Source organism: Streptomyces sp. NPDC002889 (genome assembly GCF_042888425.1).
GTDB lineage: Bacteria > Actinomycetota > Actinomycetes > Streptomycetales > Streptomycetaceae > Streptomyces.
Genome location: NZ_JBIAPT010000023.1, coordinates 66,311 through 85,882, shown reverse-complemented (window position 1 = coordinate 85,882; position 19,572 = coordinate 66,311). Strand labels below are relative to the sequence as shown.

15 protein-coding genes are annotated in these 19,572 nt (G+C 68.8%); 9 read left to right on the top strand and 6 right to left on the bottom strand.

What is annotated here, in order from left to right; all coding sequences use genetic code 11:
- Together ACFYWI_RS29545 and ACFYWI_RS29540 are read left to right on the top strand one after the other, a co-directional pair.
- Entirely contained in the window at positions 1-3,501 is a 3,501-nt protein-coding gene (locus tag ACFYWI_RS29545) for a CHAT domain-containing protein (protein ID WP_389238318.1), read from the top strand.
- Between the two features lie 106 nt (positions 3,502-3,607).
- Positions 3,608-3,943: a helix-turn-helix domain-containing protein gene (locus ACFYWI_RS29540; protein ID WP_389238316.1), complete on the top strand. Its 336-nt coding sequence runs from the start codon at positions 3,608-3,610 to the stop codon at positions 3,941-3,943.
- A gap of 47 nt (positions 3,944-3,990) precedes the next feature.
- Here the strand turns inward: ACFYWI_RS29540 and ACFYWI_RS29535 are convergent, their stop codons facing one another.
- The gene (locus ACFYWI_RS29535) at positions 3,991-4,971 is read right to left on the bottom strand and encodes a GlxA family transcriptional regulator (protein WP_389238314.1); all 981 of its coding nucleotides are present in this window, start codon (positions 4,969-4,971) and stop codon (positions 3,991-3,993) included.
- A gap of 186 nt (positions 4,972-5,157) precedes the next feature.
- Here ACFYWI_RS29535 and ACFYWI_RS29530 point away from each other — a divergent pair, with 186 nt between their 5' ends.
- From ACFYWI_RS29530 to ACFYWI_RS29520, 3 genes are read left to right on the top strand one after another with little or no spacing between them, the layout of a single operon-like run.
- The gene (locus ACFYWI_RS29530; protein WP_389238312.1) at positions 5,158-5,829 is read left to right on the top strand and encodes a DJ-1/PfpI family protein; all 672 of its coding nucleotides are present in this window, start codon (positions 5,158-5,160) and stop codon (positions 5,827-5,829) included.
- 26 nt (positions 5,830-5,855) lie between these two features.
- Positions 5,856-6,191, top strand: coding sequence for a hypothetical protein (locus tag ACFYWI_RS29525; RefSeq protein ID WP_389238310.1), 336 nt, complete (start codon positions 5,856-5,858; stop codon positions 6,189-6,191).
- The gene (locus ACFYWI_RS29520; protein WP_389238308.1) at positions 6,191-6,658 is read left to right on the top strand and encodes a DUF2269 family protein; all 468 of its coding nucleotides are present in this window, start codon (positions 6,191-6,193) and stop codon (positions 6,656-6,658) included. The genes ACFYWI_RS29525 and ACFYWI_RS29520 overlap by 1 nt, the downstream gene beginning before the upstream one ends.
- Before the next feature lie 356 nt (positions 6,659-7,014).
- On the opposite strand, the gene ACFYWI_RS29515 is transcribed toward ACFYWI_RS29520, so the two are convergent.
- The 4 genes from ACFYWI_RS29515 to ACFYWI_RS29500 form a co-directional block, all read right to left on the bottom strand.
- On the bottom strand, positions 7,015-7,689 hold the full coding sequence (locus tag ACFYWI_RS29515) for a hypothetical protein (protein ID WP_389238306.1): 675 nt from the start codon (positions 7,687-7,689) through the stop codon (positions 7,015-7,017).
- Between the two features lie 196 nt (positions 7,690-7,885).
- Positions 7,886-8,113 carry a DUF5133 domain-containing protein gene (locus tag ACFYWI_RS29510; protein WP_389238304.1) on the bottom strand — a complete coding sequence of 76 codons (228 nt, stop codon included), beginning with the start codon at positions 8,111-8,113 and terminating at the stop codon, positions 7,886-7,888.
- Between the two features lie 171 nt (positions 8,114-8,284).
- Entirely contained in the window at positions 8,285-10,015 is a 1,731-nt protein-coding gene (gene ctaD / locus ACFYWI_RS29505) for a cytochrome c oxidase subunit I (RefSeq protein ID WP_389238302.1), read from the bottom strand.
- A 509-nt stretch (positions 10,016-10,524) separates the two neighbouring features.
- Entirely contained in the window at positions 10,525-11,634 is a 1,110-nt protein-coding gene (locus tag ACFYWI_RS29500; protein WP_389238300.1) for a mechanosensitive ion channel family protein, read from the bottom strand.
- Positions 11,635-11,976: 342 nt separating this feature from the next.
- Between ACFYWI_RS29500 and ACFYWI_RS29495 the strand changes: the two genes are divergently transcribed.
- A complete protein-coding gene (locus ACFYWI_RS29495; protein ID WP_389238298.1) occupies positions 11,977-14,133 on the top strand; it encodes a DUF1996 domain-containing protein in 2,157 nt (718 codons plus the stop codon).
- Between the two features lie 321 nt (positions 14,134-14,454).
- On the opposite strand, the gene metG is transcribed toward ACFYWI_RS29495, so the two are convergent.
- Positions 14,455-16,185 (bottom strand): methionine--tRNA ligase, encoded by a 1,731-nt coding sequence (gene metG / locus ACFYWI_RS29490; RefSeq protein WP_389238296.1) that lies wholly within the window; start codon positions 16,183-16,185, stop codon positions 14,455-14,457.
- 299 nt (positions 16,186-16,484) lie between these two features.
- Here metG and ACFYWI_RS29485 point away from each other — a divergent pair, with 299 nt between their 5' ends.
- The 3 genes from ACFYWI_RS29485 to ACFYWI_RS29475 all read left to right on the top strand — a co-directional run bounded on the left by ACFYWI_RS29485 (position 16,485) and on the right by ACFYWI_RS29475 (position 19,301).
- Positions 16,485-17,336, top strand: a complete 852-nt coding sequence (locus ACFYWI_RS29485; RefSeq protein ID WP_389238294.1) for a universal stress protein — start codon at positions 16,485-16,487, stop codon at positions 17,334-17,336.
- A gap of 250 nt (positions 17,337-17,586) precedes the next feature.
- Positions 17,587-18,672 carry an S-(hydroxymethyl)mycothiol dehydrogenase gene (locus ACFYWI_RS29480; RefSeq protein WP_389238292.1) on the top strand — a complete coding sequence of 362 codons (1,086 nt, stop codon included), beginning with the start codon at positions 17,587-17,589 and terminating at the stop codon, positions 18,670-18,672.
- Positions 18,672-19,301 carry an MBL fold metallo-hydrolase gene (locus tag ACFYWI_RS29475; RefSeq protein ID WP_389238290.1) on the top strand — a complete coding sequence of 210 codons (630 nt, stop codon included), beginning with the start codon at positions 18,672-18,674 and terminating at the stop codon, positions 19,299-19,301. Before ACFYWI_RS29480 ends, ACFYWI_RS29475 begins: the two co-directional genes overlap by 1 nt.
- The last annotated feature ends 271 nt before the right edge of the window (positions 19,302-19,572 follow it).

Sequence of the window (19,572 nt, the reverse complement as noted above, 5' to 3'; positions counted from 1 at the left end):
GTGAGCGGTGCTCACGGGACACCTGGGCAGGACCGGGACGACGAACTGCCGCCCGGCCCGCCGCCCGAGGCCGCCGTACTCGCGGAACTGCTCAGCACCGCGGTCCGTATCGAGCCGGAACTGATGCGGGCGGTGCGTTTGGCGCTGCTCCCGCACGCGGATGTCGGTGCCGAGTCCGACCTGTGGTTCAGCGCCTGGACAGCATCCCGCAACCCCCGCGCCATGGTGCTGCGTCCCGATGTCCAACGGGCCCTCAGGGCACGTCTCGCGGACAGACTCGCGCGCTCCGAAGCCGACGACCCGCTGAGGCGTCTGGGCAATCTCGTCGAAGGGCTCCATGGCCATCTCTCGCCCCTGATGCGGCTGGAGGAGGAGGTGACGTGGCGGCTCGCGCTCGGAGGCCAGGACGCGCTGGCCGATGCCGAAGCGGCGCTGCGATCGGCGCTGAGGGCCCTGGTGGAGGACAAAGGGCGCCAGGGAGTCGCCGACTGGCTCGTGGGCGCTTGGCGCCGTCTCCCGGAGAGGCTGCTGGACACGGTCACCGGGTGGCAGTTCCGCTCGATCGCCGCCTGCCTGGACACGGACATCGGCATCGACGGCCGTGGACCTGACGGACTCACCCGTGCCGATGCCGCCATGGTCGTCGACGCGGTGGCCGCATCGGGTGAAGCGGTGGTCCCCGAAGTGGAGATCGCGGTCCGTATGCACCGCGGGGTGCTGAGAGTCGGTGGCGCCGCGGGCGACGAGTCCGACACGGTGCTCATCCGCGCTCCGAAAACCGAACCTGTCGTACTCGAGCTGCGCCCGGGCACGGCAGGTCGGGCCGGCGAGGTGCTTCTGCTCCACTCGGGCCGGGGGGAGACCCGCACGGGGTGCTCTCCCTCGGCTCGCCTCGTCAATGCCAGAGGCCATGTCTACGACCCGTCGGGGACAGCCCATGGCCTCTCCGAGAAGCAGGCTCCGACGGCTTCGGCGCGTCCGACCGTGCTTCTCGGCCGCCGCCCTGACACGGCAGGCTTTCCTCAGTGGGTGTACGACCACCTGCGCGAGCTGCTGCACATGGCCGACTACCGGGTGCGGGACCTCAGCGTCCTCCAGTCGCCCACGAGCGAGGACCGTGACATCTCGTGGCCGGATACCTTCGACGCGGCAGTGATACTGCTCGACCCGGCCGAGATCCGATCGCCCCTGGTGCGGGAGCAGATCGCACTGGTGGTCTCGTGGTGTGCCGGGACCGACGGCCCGAAGCCGCTCCTGGTCGCCCTTGAGGGAGTGAGCACCACCGGAGCCGAGCACCAGCTGATTTCCCTCTGGGGGAAGTGCAGCTGGCTCCGGGACACGGATACGCGCGTATGGCGTGCCGACTTCCCCAGGGGCCGTTGGCACGCCCGTGACCTGGCCCGGATGGCCGCGGAACGTGTTCACCGTGCCGTCAGCCGGTCTGCGGTCGTCCCGGACGGACCCCGCCGTGTTCCCCCGCGCGCCCAGATCCTGCGACAGACGGTTGCCCAGTGTCTGACGCGTTACGCGGACCGAGGTGATGTGGCTGCCCTGAGTCGGGCTCTCACCTTGCTTCAGGCGGCTCTGCCCGGGCTGCGACCGGGCGATCCGACGGACGCGGCAGTACTCGTCCAGTACGCCCGCGCCCTGTGCTACCGCGCGCGGGCCACCGGCAGCGTGGACGACGCGCGGCAGGGAGTGCGGATCCTAGGGAGTGTGCTGGAGGAGACCACGGCCGGCGGAAGCCAACGACATGGCCGCACCAGGAGACAGGCACTGCACGGCATGCTGCGCTTGTCGCACGTCCGGCTCGTCGTCGGCGAGGAACATGCACCGGGGACCACGGGCGGGGAGGAGCTCGACGAAGCCCTGGCTCTCGGCCGGGAGGCGCTGGACGAGGATCAGCCGACCGCGGCGCGTGCCGAGTTGGTGGCCTGCCTTGCTCCCTTGGCAGCGGACATCGCGTGGCTGCGCGGGAATCGAGAGCATGCCGAGTGGGCTTCCCGGCTGAACCTTGAGGCCGCACGTGATGAGCGCGGCAACGCTCCGGCCGAGCGAGTGACCGCTGCCCGGCACGCTGTCCGGCTGGGGCTCCTGGCGGGACGCAACTCCCTTGCTCTGCAAGGCTTTGAGCATTTGTTCGACCTGCTGGAGCGGCTCGACTGGCTGGGGATGGGAGATGCACAGTTCGCCCTCGTCTCCGACGGCTTCGCCGGCATGCCGGAGAACGCCGCGGCGTGTGCCGTGGCCGTTGGCGAGCCGCTGCGTGCCGTGGAACTCCTTGAGCGCGGCCTGTGCCTGCACCGCGTGATCCTGGCCGGACGGGCGCTGAGAGGAAGCGACGCCGGTTCCTGCCAGCCGCGCGGGCAGAGGCTGCGCCGGCTCCAGAGGGAAATTGCACGGCTTTCGCCGAGGCTGGCTGAGGACGAGCTGCGGGCGGTCACGGCTGACGGACCGGTGGTGGTTCTCAACGCGGCCACTGTGCGCAGCGACGCCTTGATCCTGACGGGCGACTCGGTCACTGCCGTGGCACTGCCCGGCGTCGATACCGCCTCCGTCCGGCGGCGGGAGTTGCGGGATGCCGACCTGCACGAGGCGCTGAGACCGGCCATGGAAGAGCTGGGGCGGCGGTTGCCGGGCCCGGAGGGCGGGATCGCCCCGTGGGTGTGGTGGTGCCCCACGGGACCGCTGTCGCGCCTCTCCGTGCACCAGGCGTACCCCCCGCAGTGGTCGGAGAGCGGCGAGAGGCCGACGCCCGGTCCCGCGCCCGTCTCCTCGTACGCGCCCGGGCCGGCGGGATTGCTCCGGCACCGGAGTCCCGGAGCGGGGCGCTCTGCGCGGCGGTCGTGCCGAGCACTGGTGGTGGTGGCGCACGCAGGTGACGAGACGCGGTGGTCCCAGGCGGCAAAGGAGGAGGTCGCCCTGCTGCGTGGTACGGGGATGGAGTTCGATGTTCTGGGCGGGCGATCGGCCACCAGACTCGCCGTTCTCGAAGCCCTCTCGGATGTCGAGGTCGTTCACCTTGTCTGCCGCCTCGTGCGATCGCCCGTACCCGGGCAGCAGGTCGCGGGCACAGGGGCGCTGAGCGCAGTCGGGGATACGGGCGTGGCGCTCGCGTTGGCCGACGGGCCGCTGACCGCCTCGGACATCGCCGCGGCAGAGCTTGCCCGTAGCGAGCTGGTGTTCTTGTCCGGGTACGGCGAGGCCGTCGGCAGCGGCACAGAACCCGATCGGGACACGCTGGCGGGCAGCCTGCACTTCGCGGGGTGCCGCCATGTCGTCACCTCGCTCGGCCCTCTTGCCCCGGACCGCCCCGGGCCGGGGGTTGGACCCCTGGCGGCGAAGATGTACCGCCTGCTGCTGGACCAGGATCGACGGCTCCAGCCCGAACGGGTGCCCTGGGCGCTGCACCAGGTCATGGCAGAAGCCCGGGAGAGTGAAGGAGACGGCCGTGGCCAAGGCAGTCGGCCCCTTCCCTCGCTTGTCCATCTCGGTTCGTGACGATGTGCCCCGACGTCCGCGAGACGCAACTCGCTCGGATGGCCCTCATGGTTCACGCACGGCCGCCTGCGGTGCTGCGGTCCCGCCCTCCCCCGGGCGGGGCGGAATGTGCGAGCGACCCGGCCCCATCCGGTCCCGTCGCGGTCCGGATGCTGATGAGGCCGGTGTCATGACGTCGCGACTCGATCAGGTGCTCGACGCGGCGTACGAGACCTTCACCAAGCACGGTGTGCGCCGCACCACGATGGAAGACATCGCCAGGACTGCGGACATGTCCCGCGCCGCCGTCCACCAGTACGCAACAAGGACGACGCCTTCCTGCGGCTCGCCGAGCGCCTGCACGGCGAGGCGCTGGCCCAGGCCCGACAGGCCGCAGTCGCCCAGGGATCCGCCCGCGACCGTGTCCGCGGGATCCTCGGCGCCAAGCTCGACCACTTCCTGACCCTCGACGCACGTTGACGAGCCCTGCGGGGGCGCCGCGGCCGCCGGTCAGCCGTTTGGGGCAGCGGCAGCGGAGTGGACCGGCGGGCGCCCGTGGAAGGCGGAACGGTAGGCCTGCGGGGTGGTGCCCACGACCTTGCGGAAGCGTTCACGGAATGCGGTCGGCGACCCGAAGCCGGCCTGCTGGGCGATGCGTTCTATGGGGTGGTCGCTGTTCTCCAGCAGGTACTGGGCGCGCCGCACACGCGCCCGCAGCAACCACTGCAGGGGAGTGGTGCCCATCTGCTCGCGGAAGCGGCGGCTGAAGGTGCGGCCGCTCATTCCGGAACGTTGCGCCATGACCTCGAGGGTGAGCTCGTGGGCGAGGTTGTCCTCGATCCAGTCCAGAACAGGCTGCAGGGCCGACCCGCGCGGCACGGGAGGCTGCTCGTGGACGATGAACTGCGCCTGCCCGCCCTCACGTTCCAGCGGCATGACCGACAGTCGAGCGATGTCCGCGGCAACGGCGGAGCCGAGATCGCGGCGGACCATGTGCAGGCACAGGTCCAGGCTCGCGGCTGCGCCGGCCGAGGTGAGGATCTGTCCGTTGTCGACGTAGAGAACGTCGGGCTGCACGTCGATGAGAGGGAAGCGCCGGGCGAGCTCGGCCGCGCCGATCCAGTGAGTGGTCGCCTTCAGACCGTCCAGCAGCCCGGTGGCGGCCAGAATGAACGCCCCCGAGCACACGGAGGCGATCCGGGTGCCCGCCGCAGCCGCGGCGCGCAGCGCGTCCAGGACCTCCTGCGGCGGAGACGGGGCCTGTTCCGAGCAGCCCGGCACGATGATCGTGTCCGCCTCGGCGAGTGCCTCCAGTCCCCATGGTGCGCGCACGGTGAAGGCCTCGCTCGTGACCTCCGGTGCCGGTGAGCACACCCGAACCCGGTAGGCGCGGCGCCCGTCCGGAAGTCGGGTGCGCCCGAACACCTCGATCGGGGTGGCCATGTCGAATGCCACGACATGGTCCAGAGCAAGCACCGCCACCGTATGCATGTTTGGCATGCTAGCCGAATTCCCGCCATGCATATCAGGAGGGCACTTGATGCGCAAAGCAGGAAACACCAGTTCACAGTTCTGGCGAGAATCCGTTGAGGGTTGTCATAAACGCCTATGGGTTCCGACTCTGTGCCCCTCTAGCGTGGGTTCGGCAAACGCTGATCACGACGAGAGAGGTACGCGATGCTCGCCCAGTTCGTACTGTTCGACGGCTTCGACCCCCTGGATGTCATCGCCCCCTACGAGGTGCTTCACTCGGCCGGGATGCTCACCGACGGTGCCGTACAGGTGGAACTGGTGTCCGCGGAGGGGCCGCGCGACGTACTCAGCGGCCTACCGCCGCTGAGCCTGAGAGCAGTTGCCCGGCTGGACCCCGAGCGCGCCGATGTCGTCGTGCTGCCAGGTGCCGCAGGCGAGGTACGCGATCCGGCGGAGCTGGGCGAGGAAGAGCCGGCGAATGCCGTCCCGACCATCCTCGGACGCACGCTGGAGACCGATCTTCCGCACCTGGCGAAGCAGGCGCTCGAGCGCGAGGACACCGTCGTCGCCACAGTCTGTGGCGGCTCGCTGATTCTCGCCATGGCCGGCCTCATCGAGGGCCGGGCAGCCGCCACCCATTACCTCGGGCTCGATGTGCTCGACGCCACCGGCGCGGACTCGGTCGACGCCCGCGTCGTCGACGACGGCGACCTGATCACCGGCGGCGGCGTCACCTCCGGCCTGGACGTCGGGCTCTATCTCGTCGAGCGCGAGGTCGGCCCTCAGGTCGCCCTCAGCGTGGAGAAGCTGTTCGCGTACGAGCGCCGCGGCACCGTGTGGTCCCGCCGCGGCACCGCCCCCACCGTCACCTTCTGACCCGATCACCCGGAGAGATCCCCACCATGCCCGCAGAAGGCACCTGGCACCTGACCATCGACACCCCCCTGGGCGAGCAGCAGGCCCGCATCCTGCTCTCGGCACAGCCCGACGGCACCTGGCACGGCAGCGCCGAGGACCTCACGTCCGGAGAACACGCCCCGCTGACCGACGTCACCGTCCAGGGCAGTGCGATCACCTACCGGCAGTCGATCACCAAGCCCATGCGACTGCACCTCGTCTTCCAACTCGTGCTGGAAGGAGACCGGCTCACGGGCCGGGCCAAGGCAGGCCGGCTGCCCGGCACCAAGGTGACCGGCAGGCGCGTCACGGGCACCGGCGCGGAACCGGGCGTGCTGTGATGACAAAGCTCCTGCTCTGTCTCCATGTCCTGGCCGCCATCATCGCCGTCGGTCCGGTCACGGTCGCAGCCAGCATGTTTCCCCCCGCCGTACGCCGCGCCCAGGCCGCCGGTCCTGACGCGGCCGCGGTGGGAACGGTCCGCCTCCTGCACCGCATCTGCCGGGTCTACGCCGCAGTCGGCCTTGCCGTCCCGGTGTTCGGCTTCGCCACTGCGAGCAGCCTAGGCGTCCTGGGCGACTCCTGGCTCATCGTCTCGATCGTGCTGACCACCGGCGCGGCAGGTGTCCTCGCGCTGCTCGTACTGCCCCGCCAGGACGCCCTGCTCGCGCAACTCGGCACGGGAGCCGTCCCCGTCGAGCGAAGTCGCACCGCGCAGCTCGCCATGTTCACCGGGATCTTCAACCTGCTGTGGGCCGTGGTGACCATTCTGATGATCGTCCGCCCCGCGTCGACCACGGGAGCATGACCGTGCCGCGCATCATGGCGGCGGGCCGCCCGCACGTCCCCGCACACGGACTTCCGCGGTCTGTGGCCGAGGCCGCTTCCCCATCGACCTGATGCTCTGAGCGGGCGCGCCGCCTCCCGGCGGCCGGCACATCCCATCCCGCGGGGAGCGCGCAGCGCGCCTGGACAACGCCGCCGTGGCGTAAGCCCGCGCCCTGCTCGAAGCAGGCAGGACAGTGATACGCCAACTCGCCCCGGACGGACGGTCCTGCGTACCGAACAATCCGGGAGACAGCCACGTGTCTCATCGAGTCCCAGGTGCCGCCGCGAATGTTGATCTTCGGCGTCATCGCCGGGGGCGTCCGGACCGAGGGCGCATCAGCGGCTGCGGACGGGAGACGCTCCGTGGGCGAGGAGCATGTAGGTGTTTTCCAACTCGTCCTGGACGACGTGGGCGTCCCCCGCGACCGTTCGCACGACGAGGTCGTCCTCCGGGACGTGGACCTGATACTGCCAGCCTTGCGGGAGTTGCAGCCGCCGGCCGAGCGAGGCCAGAGAGTCCATCGTCTGACTGTCGTCCACGGTATGGGAGTACGCCTGGAGAACGTAGGTGCGGTCGACCGGGGCGACCAGTGTGTGCACCGGCTTGCCGCTGGACAGGACGTACTCGGTGTCCCGTTTCACCGTGGTGTCGACGTAGAACTTCTTGCCCGTCGCCCCGGTGAGGTCGATCCCCGCGGGGATGCGGACCTCGGCCACCCAGCGCGCCTCCAGGCCGTCGAACATCGCCGTGTCCCCCCAGTGGAACGCCGTGACCTCGTCGATCGTCCAGAAGCGGGGTCCGTTCAGGAACACCATCGGCACCTGGAACTGCTCCGCCAGCGCACGGGGGTCGAGCGCGTTCCACCGTTCCGGCGGACAGTCGTTGAGTCCGAAGGTGGTGTAGACGGCCGCCTTGAGCCCGTCCTCATCCGGCGAGATGAGAAGGATCTCGCCGTAGCGAGCGTTCCGCAGACCGCTCAGGTGTCGGGGCGCTTTCGTCGTGTGGGACATCGCTCCTCCTTCTCACAGCCCGTTTCCGCTCCTGGGCGGAGACCGTCTGCGGGGCCCGGGCCCGCCATGGGGCGGGCCCGGGAAGTAGTGCCGCGGGTTGTCCACTCCCTCAAGAGCACCACACGCGTGGCGAAGTCGCACGCCGTTCCCGGTGGCGTCGGGCGACATCCGGGCGGACAAGGGCTGTACGGGATGGTCAGCCGGTGAGGAGGGAGTCGTCCTCGGGGAGGGCGCCGGGAAGCTGATGGCGGGCAGCGATGAGGGCCGTGTCCACGTCGCGGGTGCCGGTGGACACGCACAGGGTGTAGGCGATGTCGTCCATTCGCTGCCGGACCTCGGCACTTCCGTTCTCGGCCTGGAGGATCCTCAGCGTTTCGTACTGCTCGATCAGGTTCTTCAGGACCGCCGGGTGAGCCATCAGCATGGGCAACTCTCCTTCTTCCACGGTACGAACACCTATGTGACCTGGATGCTGCTGCGAATATCCGCCTCCGCCGGCTTCATGCAGGGTCTTGTGCAGGCTCGAGCGGGAGGTCGATGCACGGCGTCGACGCAGGACACGTCCTCGGCGAGGCGCGGCATCAGGGTCCGCTGCTCATTTTCCTTCCTCGTCGTCTCCCAGCGGCGGAGCGACGCCTTTCCCTGGCTCGATGACGTCCCGCCGTTCGCCGCTCGTGACGTGGGCGAGCTCGGCGACGCCGGGGTGGTGGAGGTCGAAGGCCGGTGATTCGGAGCGAATCCTCGGCAGCGTGACGAAGTTGTGGCGGGGCGCAGGGCAGGACGTCGCCCACTCCAGGGACCGGCCGTACCCCCACGGGTCGTCGACATCGATCCGCTTGCCGTACCTGGCCGTCTTCCACACGTTGTAGAGGAACGGCAGTGTGGAGGCGCCGAGAAGGAACGCGCCGATGGTGGAGATCGTATTGAGGGCGGTGAATCCGTCGGCGGCCAGGTAGTCGGCATACCGGCGGGGCATTCCTTCGGCTCCCAGCCAGTGCTGGAGAAGGAACGTGGTGTGGAAGCCGATGAACAGAGTCCAGAAATGGATCTTCCCGAGGCGCTCGTCAAGCATGGTGCCGGTCATCTTGGGCCACCAGAAGTGGAACCCGGCGAATGTCGCGAACACGACGGTGCCGAAGACGACGTAGTGGAAGTGGGCCACCACGAAGTACGAATCGGTGACTTGGAAGTCCATCGGCGGGGAGGCGAGGATGACGCCGGTCAGTCCGCCGAACAGGAACGTCACAAGAAACCCGATGGACCACAGCATCGGTGTCTCGAAGGACAGGGACCCTCTCCACATGGTGCCGATCCAGTTGAAGAACTTGACGCCTGTCGGCACGGCGATGAGGAAGGTCATGAAGGAGAAGAACGGCAGCAGGACGGCGCCGGTGGCGAACATGTGATGGGCCCACACGGTCACCGACAGACCGGTGATGGCGATGGTGGCGCCGACCAGCCCGACGTAGCCGAAGATCGGTTTACGGGAGAAGACCGGGATGATCTCGGTGACGATACCGAAGAACGGCAGCGCGATGATGTAGACCTCGGGGTGCCCGAAGAACCAGAACAGGTGCTGCCACAACAACGCGCCGCCGTTTTCCGGATTGAAGACCTGGGCACCGAATCGGCGGTCGGCCTCCAGAACGAGCAGGGCTGCCGCGAGGATGGGGAAGGCGAGCAGGACCAGTACCGAGGTGAACAGAATGTTCCAGGTGAAGATCGGCATGCGGAACATCGTCATACCGGGCGCGCGCAGGCACAGGATCGTGGTGATGAAATTGACCGCGCCGAGGATCGTGCCGAATCCGGACAGCGCCAGGCCCATGATCCACATGTCTCCGCCGGCGTAGGGGGTTCGCTCGCCCCCGCTGAGCGGGGTGTAGGCGGTCCAGCCGAAGTCGGCGGCGCCCTGCGGGGTCAGAAAGCCGCTCGTGGCGATGAGCCCGCCGAACAGAAACAGCCAGAACGACAGCATGTTCAGGCGGGGGAAGGCGACGTCGGGCGCACCGATCTGCAGCGGCATGACGGCGTTGGCGAAGCCGGCGAAGGTCGGGGTGGCGAAGAACAGCAGCATGATCGTGCCGTGCATCGTGAACGTCTGGTTGTACTGCTCACTGGACATGATCTGCAGGCCGGGCCGGGCCAGTTCCGCCCGTAGCGCCAGGGCCATCAGCCCGCCGATCACAAAGAACATGAACGAGGCGATCAGATACAGATGGCCGATCCTCTTGTGGTCGGTCGTCGTGATCCAGCTGACCAGCACGCTGCCAGGTGTACGTTCCGCGACCGGGACAGGAGCCACTGGTTCGGTGGAGATGGCCATACGAATCCCCTACGTTGCCCGTCGGCGAGTGTGACGTGCGGCGGAGTGCACCTTCGACGCCCGGCACACGCTACGGGCCCGGTTCTTCAGTGGCTGGATTGGTCGGCGCGTTTCGGAAATAGGCGTCTCATGCGACTTTTGCTCCCGCCCGGGCGCGGCGTATTCCCTTGCCTCGACACGGCATGTAGGGGCGCGGCGGGGCGCGGGAGTTCAGGGACGCCGGGCCGGCCGCCGACCGTAACCGGGTTCCGGCGGGCTGACGGGAGCTGCGGCGGCAACAATGCGGCTACCTGCTCGAAAGCTGCTCGGTCAAAGGCGCGCAGGACGACGATACCAACCCTGACTGGCGCGATGCGGCTGCTCCTGCCGATCGCCCGGGCGCAGACATACGAGGGAGGCGAAGGGGGGTCTTCCCGGCAAGAGCGGGCACCGACGCTGCTGGTACTCCAGCAGCGGTCGGCATTCCTCCTGGGCCGAAGCTCGATCGGGGCACGCGTGTTGCCCTGTCGTCAGACGGGGGGCTCCCCGTGGGCCGCGCCGGTCATCGGCTCCGTGACCGAGCGCTGATGGGGAATCGGAGGAATCGGCAGCTCTCCCTGCTGCACGGCAATGGTCCGTGTGGGAGCGGGAATGCTGATGCCCTCGGCGCGGTAGCGCCGGTGAAGACGCTTGATGAACTCGTGCTTGATCCGGTACTGGTCACTGAACTCGCCGACCCCCAGGATCACGGTGAAGCTGATCCTGGAGTCGCCGAACGTGTGGAAACGTACGGCCGGTTCATGGTCGGGCAGGCCACCGTCGATGTCCTCCATCACGCTCTCGACGACCTCGGTGGTGACCCGCTCGACATGGTCCAGGTCGCTGTCGTAGCCGACTCCGACCTGGACGTTGAGCGTCATCGCCTGTTCCGGGCGGTGGTAGTTGGTCATGTTGGTGCCGGAGAGCTGCGTGTTGGGGATGATCACCAGGTTGTTGGAGATGTGGCGGACCACGGTGTTGCGCCAATTGATGTCGACGACATAGCCCTCCTCGCCGCTGCTGAGCCGGATGTAATCCCCGGGCTGCACGGTTCTGGACGCAAGGATGTGCACACCTGCAAAGAGGTTGGCGAGGGTGTCCTGCAAGGCCAGGGCGACCGCCAGCCCTCCCACGCCCAGCGCGGTGAGCAGGGGGGCGATGGAGACGCCCATGGTTTCCAGTACGACGAGGAAACCCATGGCGAGCACCACGACGCGCGAGATGTTCACGAAGATCGTGGCCGAACCGGCGACACCGGACTTGGAGTTGGCCAGGGCCTGCACAAGGCCGGCGACGATCCTCGTGGCCGTGAGGGTCGCGGCCATGATGAGCACGGCGGTGAGCGTCATGGTGACGTTGCGTCCGACCCTGGCGTTCAGCGGCAGAACCGACGCCGCGACCGCGGCGCCGCCGGTGATCGCGGCCCAGGGGACCAGTGCCCGCAGAGCGTCGACGATGATGTCGTCGCCGCTCCAGCGGGTTCTGCCGGCCCGTTCGCCGAGCCATTTCAGGATCAGGCGCAGTAGGAGGGCGGCCGCGATTCCGGCGCCCATCGCGATTCCCGCGACGATCAGGTCGTGCAGCGTGAGGTCCCGGTTCACCGCACCCCTCCGATGCCGCCGAGAAGGGCGCGGGCGGCGACGGTCGCCGCCGGGAGCCGGATGTGATGTCTCGTCACCTTGCCACCTGTGCATTCTGGGAGTGCGGTTGTGCCGTCGCGTCGGCCCCGAACGGAGTCGATGCGGCGCGACCTGACATCCTGCCGCACTGCGCAGTCGGCCTTTCGGGTGACCCACCTCGCCACGGCGCCGGGGCGCCACGCCATGTGACAGGGGTCAGCGAGCCCGGTGGGGACCTGGGAACGCGGCGCCTCAGGTTCCGGGACGTCAGTTCGAAAGGCCGCTCCGGAATGCCCCCGGATGTCGCCCCGCGCACCTCCGCCGATGGGGCGCTGCTACAAATTGCTGATCGCGTTGAACACTGCCCGGGTCTCTTCCGTATGTAGTCCAGCGCTTCTCCCTCACCCGGCGCACGTTCACGGCGACCGGCAACGAAGCATAGGAGTTCCTTTGAGAAATACATCCCGAAGACGCTCGAAAAAGGGCAGAAGAGTAGTTGCTGCCTCCATCGCGCTCATGCTGGGCGGGGGTGGTCTTATCGTGGCCAACTTCAGCGCCTCCGCGGGCGAAGGATGGGGCGGAGGTGGGAACGAGCAGAATCAGACCCAGAGTGCCGGCCCTTCCGCGTCCACCATCAAGTGTCCCGAGGTTGCGAACGGGCTCCCCGAGGTGCCCGAGGGGGCCAGGCCGGAGGTCGACCGCGAACTGGCCACGTTGGACAGTCAGATCACCGAGGCCTACCAGCGGTTCGTCGACGAGAAGGAGCAGATAGAGCGGGATCCGCAGTTCGCCCGGAACGCTGTCCTCGAACCGCTGAAGGACAAGCGTGCGGCGAGCATCGACCGCATTGCCACAGCCATCGGCCGCGTGGCTGGGCAGCCCCCGCAGGGACTGGAATCCATGGCCCCTTGCACTCTGCAGGTGGATGACGCGGACGGCGCCGACGCCGGTGAGGGCAACGGCCAGGGGCAGGACCAGGATGACGGCCAGAACGGAGACGGCCAGAACAACGGGAACGGTGAGCAGGGCGACGCCGGCGGCCAGGCCGGTAACGGCCCCGAGGCGTCGGACTTCGTCGACATCCAGTCCGTGCAGCCCAATGTCCAGAACCCGCGGAAGCGCCGTGGCAGCTCCCGCGGCACCTTCACCACCGACTGCGGTGTGAACGCGAACGGCAAGTTCAACCCGGACAACGTGATCGTCGCACCCGGTGTGAGCAACGGCGCGCACCATATGCACGACTACGTGGGCAACCAGGCCAACGACGCGTTCGCGAGCGACGAGGATCTGGCCAATGGCGACACCACCTGCCGCGATCAGGGTGACAAGTCGACGTATTACTGGCCCGTGCTGCGTCTGCAGAACGGCCAGAACGAGGCCGACGCACAGGCCGATGGCGGCGGCAAGGACAAGAACGTCGGAGAGATCCGGACGCCGACCCAGGTCACGCTGAACTTCGTGGGCAGCCCGGTGGGCAAGGTCACCGCGATGCCCCGCTTCCTGCGGATCATCACGGGTGACGCCAAGGCGTTCGTCAACGGCAACGCCAATGCCAATGCCTCCTGGAGCTGCACCGGATTCGAGGACCGCCAGCTGAAGGACAAGTACCCGATCTGCCCCGAGGGCAGCCAGGTGGTCCGTTCCTTCAAGTTCCAGAGCTGCTGGGACGGTCAGAACATCGACAGCGCCAACCACCGCACGCATGTGGCCTTCGCCGACCAGAACGGCCGGTGCGGCAACGGCTTCAAGGCCATTCCGCAGCTGGTGCAGCGGATCGTCTACGACGTGCCGCCGCCGGTCTTCGAGGGGGACAACTCCGCTGTGTTCGCGGTCGACTCGTTCCCGGAGCAGCTGCACAAGCCGGTCACCGACCACGGCGACTTCATCAACGTCTTCGACGACAACCTCATGCGCAACCTGGTGAGTTGCATCAACGAGGGACGAAAGTGCGGTCCCGGCGGCGCCGGCGCCCCTCCGGCCGACAACGAGCCGAAGGCTGAGGTTCCGGCTGAGTCGGCTGCTCCTACGCCTGGTGCGCAGGACAGGCCGGATGCCGCTGGTGGGCAGAAGCCGGCGAAGGCTGAGGTTCCGGCCGGGTCGGGTGCTGCTGCGTCTGGTGCGCAGGACAGGCCGGATGCCGCTGGTGGGCAGAAGCCGGCGAAGGCTGAGGTTCCGGCCGGGTCGGGTGCTGCTGCGTCTGGTGCGCAGGACAGGCCGGATGCCGCTGGTGGGCAGAAGCCGGCGAAGGCTGAGGTTCCGGCCGGGTCGGGTGCTGCTACGTCTGGTGCGCAGGGCACGCCGGACGCCGGTGGGACCGGCGTGGTGGCTGACGCAGGCAGCGAGCCACAGGCCGGACAGGGCGGGCTTGCCGCCACCGGCGCTCAGCTGTGGCCCTCCGCGGCCGGAGCTGTGCTGCTGATCGCGGGCATCGTGCTCCTCCGGACGACGCGCACCCGACGGGAGACCGCGCGCCATCAGTGAAGCCGGCCCACTTCGGCCCTGGCCGGACCTGTAGCACGGGCCGGCCAGGGCTGACGCCGCGACGGCGGACACCCGTGACAGGGGAAGCTCGCTTCGACGAGGAGCTTGGACGCCGTTGCGGACATGCGGGCCACGCCGAGTGGGTGCTGCCACGCGCAGGGGCGGCTGAGCTAGACGAAGCTGGACGTCATGCGCCCGTCGGAAGCCCGCTACTTGATACGGCTGTCAGCCGGTCACACACCAAGAGGCCGCGATCACTGCTGATTCGCGGCCTCGAGACGCTGTGGATCGCGGCCCTGCCGTGCGGAGCGACCGGTGCTGTCAGGCGGTGTCGGCGCCGCCGAAACGCGCACGGTAGGACTCCAGGTCCTCTTCCGTGATCTTCGCGAACAGTACCGGCGGAACAACGAAGGCCGTGCCCGCGGGCACCGCATCCAGGGACCCGGCCTGCTCCGCAGTGACCCACGCCGCGGTGTCATCGGGCAGAGCGAACGCGTCCCGCATGGCCTTCGCGGAGGACGGGATGAAAGGCTCCGACACGACCGCGTACAGGTGGATGAGGTTCATCGCCGTACGCAGGGTCAGCGCGGCGGCTTCCGGATCGGTCTTGATCTCCAGCCAGGGAGCCTTCTCCTCCAGGTAGGAGTTGCCCGCGCTCCACAGCGAACGCAACGCGTGCGCGGCCTTGCGGAACTGCAGCGTCTCCATGTGGTCCTCGTACTCGGCGAGCAGGCGGGCGATCTCCTCGCCCAGCTTCTGCTCGGCGTCACCGGCCTCGTGACCGGCAGGAACCTCGTCACCGAACCGCTTGCGGGAGAAGGACAACACCCGGTTGACGAAGTTGCCCAGGGTGTCGGCCAGGTCCTTGTTCACACAGGAGGAGAACAGCTCCCAGGTGAACGAAGTGTCGTCGGACTCCGGGGCATTGGCGATGAGGAAGTAGCGCCAGTAGTCGGCGGGCAGCAATTCCAGTGCCGCGTCCGTGAAGATGCCTCGCCGCTGGGAGGTGGAGAACTTACCGCCGTAGTAGTTCAGCCAGTTGAAGGCCTTGACGTAGTCGACCTTCTTCCATGCCTCGCGGGTGCCCAGCTCGGTGGCCGGGAACATCACGGTGTGGAAAGGGACGTTGTCCTTGGCCATGAACTCGGTGTACCGCACGTCGTCGGCCTCGTACCACCAGGACTTCCAGTCCCGCGCCGCCGGGTCTGTGTCTCGCGCGGCGTCCGCCCACTCCTTCGTGGCGCCGATGTACTCGATCGGGGCGTCGAACCAGACGTAGAAGACCTTGCCCTCGGCAGCCAGCTCGGGCCAGGTGTCGGCAGGGACCGGCACGCCCCAGTCCAGGTCGCGGGTGATGGCCCGGTCGTTGAGGCCCTCGGTCAGCCACTTGTGGGCGATGGAGGAGGCCAGCGGCGGCCAGCTGCCGCTGCCGTTGCCGTCCAGCCAGGCTTCGACCTCGTGCTGGAGCTTGGACTGCAGAAGGAAGAGGTGCTTCGTCTCGCGGACCTCCAGCTCACTGCTGCCACTGATGGCGGAGCGCGCGTCGATGAGATCCGTGGGGTCCAGCACACGGGTGCAGTTCTCGCACTGGTCGCCGCGGGCCTTGTCGTAGCCGCAGTAGGGGCACGTACCGACGATGTAGCGGTCCGGCAGGAAGCGCCCGTCGGTCACCGAGTACACCTGGCGGATCGCCCGCTCCTCGATGAAGCCGTTCTCCTTCAGCTTCCGCGCGAAGTGCTGCGTGATCTCGACGTTCTGCTGGGAGGAGCTGCGGCCGAAGTGGTCGAAGGACAGGCCGAAGCCGTCGTAGATCGCCTTCTGGATGTCGTGCTGCTGTGCGCAGAATTCCGCGACAGGCAGACCGGCGTCCTTGGCCGCGAGCTCCGCCGGCGTGCCGTGTTCATCGGTCGCACAGATGTAGAGGACGTCGTGACCGCGCCGGCGGAGGTACCGGGAGTACACATCCGCCGGGAGCATCGACCCGACCATGTTGCCCAGGTGCTTGATCCCGTTGATGTAGGGCAGCGCGCTGGTGATCAGGTGTCGAGCCATCCTCGGATGCTCCATTTCGTACGTACGGCGCCGATGACCGTGCCTCGGCGAGCCCAAGTCGGGAGGCCGCAGCCGACGCGACGCTCAGGTCGCACGGTAGGTCACGTACAGTGACGGATCGGGTCTGCGGGCCGTCGTCATCGTATCGAACCCGGGGACGGTCCCTGCCAGCCGTTTATTGCTCGCCCGCGGGTGAAAGGGCGCTCGGCCGCCCGGGACGGGTCGCCGTCTCGCGACGTCGGCGCTCCGATGCGACGGTGAGTGAGTGACTCCTCCCGGTCGGGAAAGGCGGTGGGACGATGGAGCGGCCTCTGGTCGTGGGAATCGACGGTTCCGACCCCAGCCTCGAAGCGGTGGACTGGGCCGTGGACGAGGCGGCTCTCCATGGCCTTGCGCTGCGCCTGGTCTACGCGTCCCGGTGGGAGCGGTACGAGGGTGCCGTGTCGGCGGACAGCTCCGACCGCCCGTCGGAGCAGGAGCTGATCGACACCCTCGTCGGTGACGCCGTGGAGAGCGCCCGCCACCGCAACCCCGCTGTCGAGGTCGTCACCGATGTTCTGGCGGAGGACACCGTGACCGCGCTGGTGAACGAGAGCCGCCACGCCGCGATGCTGGTCACCGGAGCGCGCGGCCGGGAGACTTTCACGGGCCGACTGCTGGGCTCGGTGTCACTGGGAGTCGCGGCGCGCGCCCACTGCCCGGTGGTCGTGGTACGAGGTGACACAGCAGGTCGGGAGGGCGCCTACCGGCGCATCCTGCTGGGGGTCGCCGACATGGACGAGGGATCGAGCGCCATCCGCTTCGCTTTCCGGGAGGCCGCGGCACGCGGCTGCGAACTCGAGGTGGTCCGGGCGTGGCGCCGTCGGGTGCACGAGAGCGCCGACCGTCGACAGCACCAGCAAACTGCGGCCGCCCAGATCGACGCGGCGGTAGCCGAGGGCGTACAGGAGCACCCCACGCTCGCGCTGCGTCGCTCCACCGTCGAGGGCCCGCCGCACAAGGTGCTGGTGGAGCGCAGCGCCGCGGCGGACCTGGTCGTGGTCGGTGCGCGGCGCCGGCAGGGCCACTTCGGTCTCCAGCTCGGCAGGGTGGCGCACACGGTGCTCCATCACAGTCAGTGCCCCGTCGCCGTGGTGCCACAGACGGCATGACGGCGGACGGAGCAGCTCTGCCCTCGGGCGGCCGATTCGTCCGTCGGGGGCAGAGGGCGGAGGCGTATATCAACGACATGGCACGGGGCCGGGGCGGATTGCGGCACAGTCGAAGCAATCCGGCCGGGACCGGCGCGCAGGCTCCTTGACCGAGGGTCAGGCCTCTACGATGCTGTTGTTGCGACACGTGAGATGCGTGCCGTAATAAGCAACGCATGTCCCATGGGCTCAGAACAGTCGAGGAGTGGCCATGACTCACCAGGTCCGTGCTGTTGTCGCACGAGGGAAGGGCGCCCCCGTCAGCCTGGAAACGATCAACGTGCCCGACCCCGGCCCGGGCGAGGCCCTGGTGAAAGTCGAGGCCTGCGGGGTCTGCCACACCGATCTGCACTATCGCGAGGGCGGCATCAACGACGACTTCCCCTTCCTGCTCGGACATGAGGCGGCGGGCCGGGTGGAGGCGGTCGGCGAGGGCGTCACCGACGTCGAACCCGGCGACTTCGTCATCCTGAACTGGCGTGCGGTCTGCGGTCAGTGCCGGGCCTGCCTGCGGGGGCGGCCCTGGTACTGCTTCAACACCCACAACGCCACGCAGAGGATGACCCTCGCTGATGGCACCGAGCTGTCCCCGGCCCTGGGCATCGGAGCCTTCGCCGAGAAGACGCTGGTGGCGGCCGGGCAGTGCACCAAGGTCGACCCCGCGGTCTCCCCGGCCGTCGCGGGCCTGCTGGGCTGCGGAGTGATGGCCGGGATCGGCGCCGCGATCAACACCGGCCGGGTCGGGCGCGGGGACTCCGTCGCGGTCATCGGGTGCGGCGGCGTCGGTGACGCGGCGATCGCCGGATCCCGGCTCGCGGGGGCATCGAAGATCATCGCGGTGGACATCGACGAGCGGAAGCTGGCCACCGCCAAGAAGATCGGCGCCACCCACACCGTCAACTCCAGGGAGACCGATCCGGTGGAGGCGATCCGCGAACTGACCGGCGGCTTCGGCGCCGACGTCGTCATCGATGCGGTCGGCCGCCCGGAGACGTACGAACAGGCCTTCTACGCCCGCGACCTGGCCGGGACAGTCGTCCTGGTCGGGGTGCCGACCCCGCAGATGAAGCTGGAACTGCCGCTGCTGGACGTCTTCGGACGCGGCGGAGCGCTCAAGTCGTCCTGGTACGGGGACTGCCTCCCGAGCCGCGACTTCCCGATGCTGATCGACCTCCATCTGCAGGGGCGCCTGGATCTGGAGGCGTTCGTGACCGAGACGATCGCGCTCGACGACGTCGAGAAGGCCTTCGAGCGGATGCATCACGGCGACGTGCTGCGCTCGGTGGTTCAGTTCTGATGGCCGCCCGTATCGACCACCTGGTCACCTCCGGCACGTTCTCCCTGGACGGCGGCACCTGGGACGTCGACAACAACGTGTGGATCGTCGGCGACGACAGGGAGGCGGTCGTCATCGACGCCGCGCACGACGCGGACGCCATCGTGGCCGCGCTCGTCGGCCGTACGCTCCGCGCGATCGTGTGCACACACGCCCACAACGACCACATCGACGCCGCCCCCGCACTCGCCGACCGGACCGGCGCTCCGATCCTGCTGCACCCGGACGACCTGCCGCTGTGGAAGCAGACCCACCCCGAGCGGCTGCCCGACGCCGGGCTGGCCGACGGGCAGCTCGTGACGGTGGCGGGTGTCGATCTGACGGTGCTGCACACCCCCGGCCACGCGCCCGGCGCCGTCTGCTTGTACGCGCCCGCTCTGAACGCCCTGTTCAGCGGTGACACCCTGTTCGCCGGCGGCCCGGGGGCGACGGGCCGCTCGTTCAGTCACTTCGGCACCATCATCGAGTCGATCCGGGACCGGTTGCTGGCACTGCCCGACGTCACCGTCGTGCACACGGGCCACGGCGACACGACCACCATCGGCGCGGAGGCCCCGCATCTGCCGGAGTGGATCGACCGCGGGTTCTGACCGCCTCGCGGGCGGCCCCGGGTCAGCACGTGACGACGCTGACCCGGGGCCGCCCGCGAGGTGCTGTTGTACGTCACCTTCATGTCGGCGCCGACGTCGCGCACCTTCTGGCGGACCTGTCGGGCGGGACCGCATCCGTGCCTTCGCCGCGCAGCAACCGCGGCGCACGGCGTGTCCCCTTCGGCCGCCGGTCGGGGCGGTCCCGGTCCGTGAACAGCCGCGGTCGAGGCACTGCGGATCCGGCGCACCCGGTCGTCCACGGTGTCGGTGG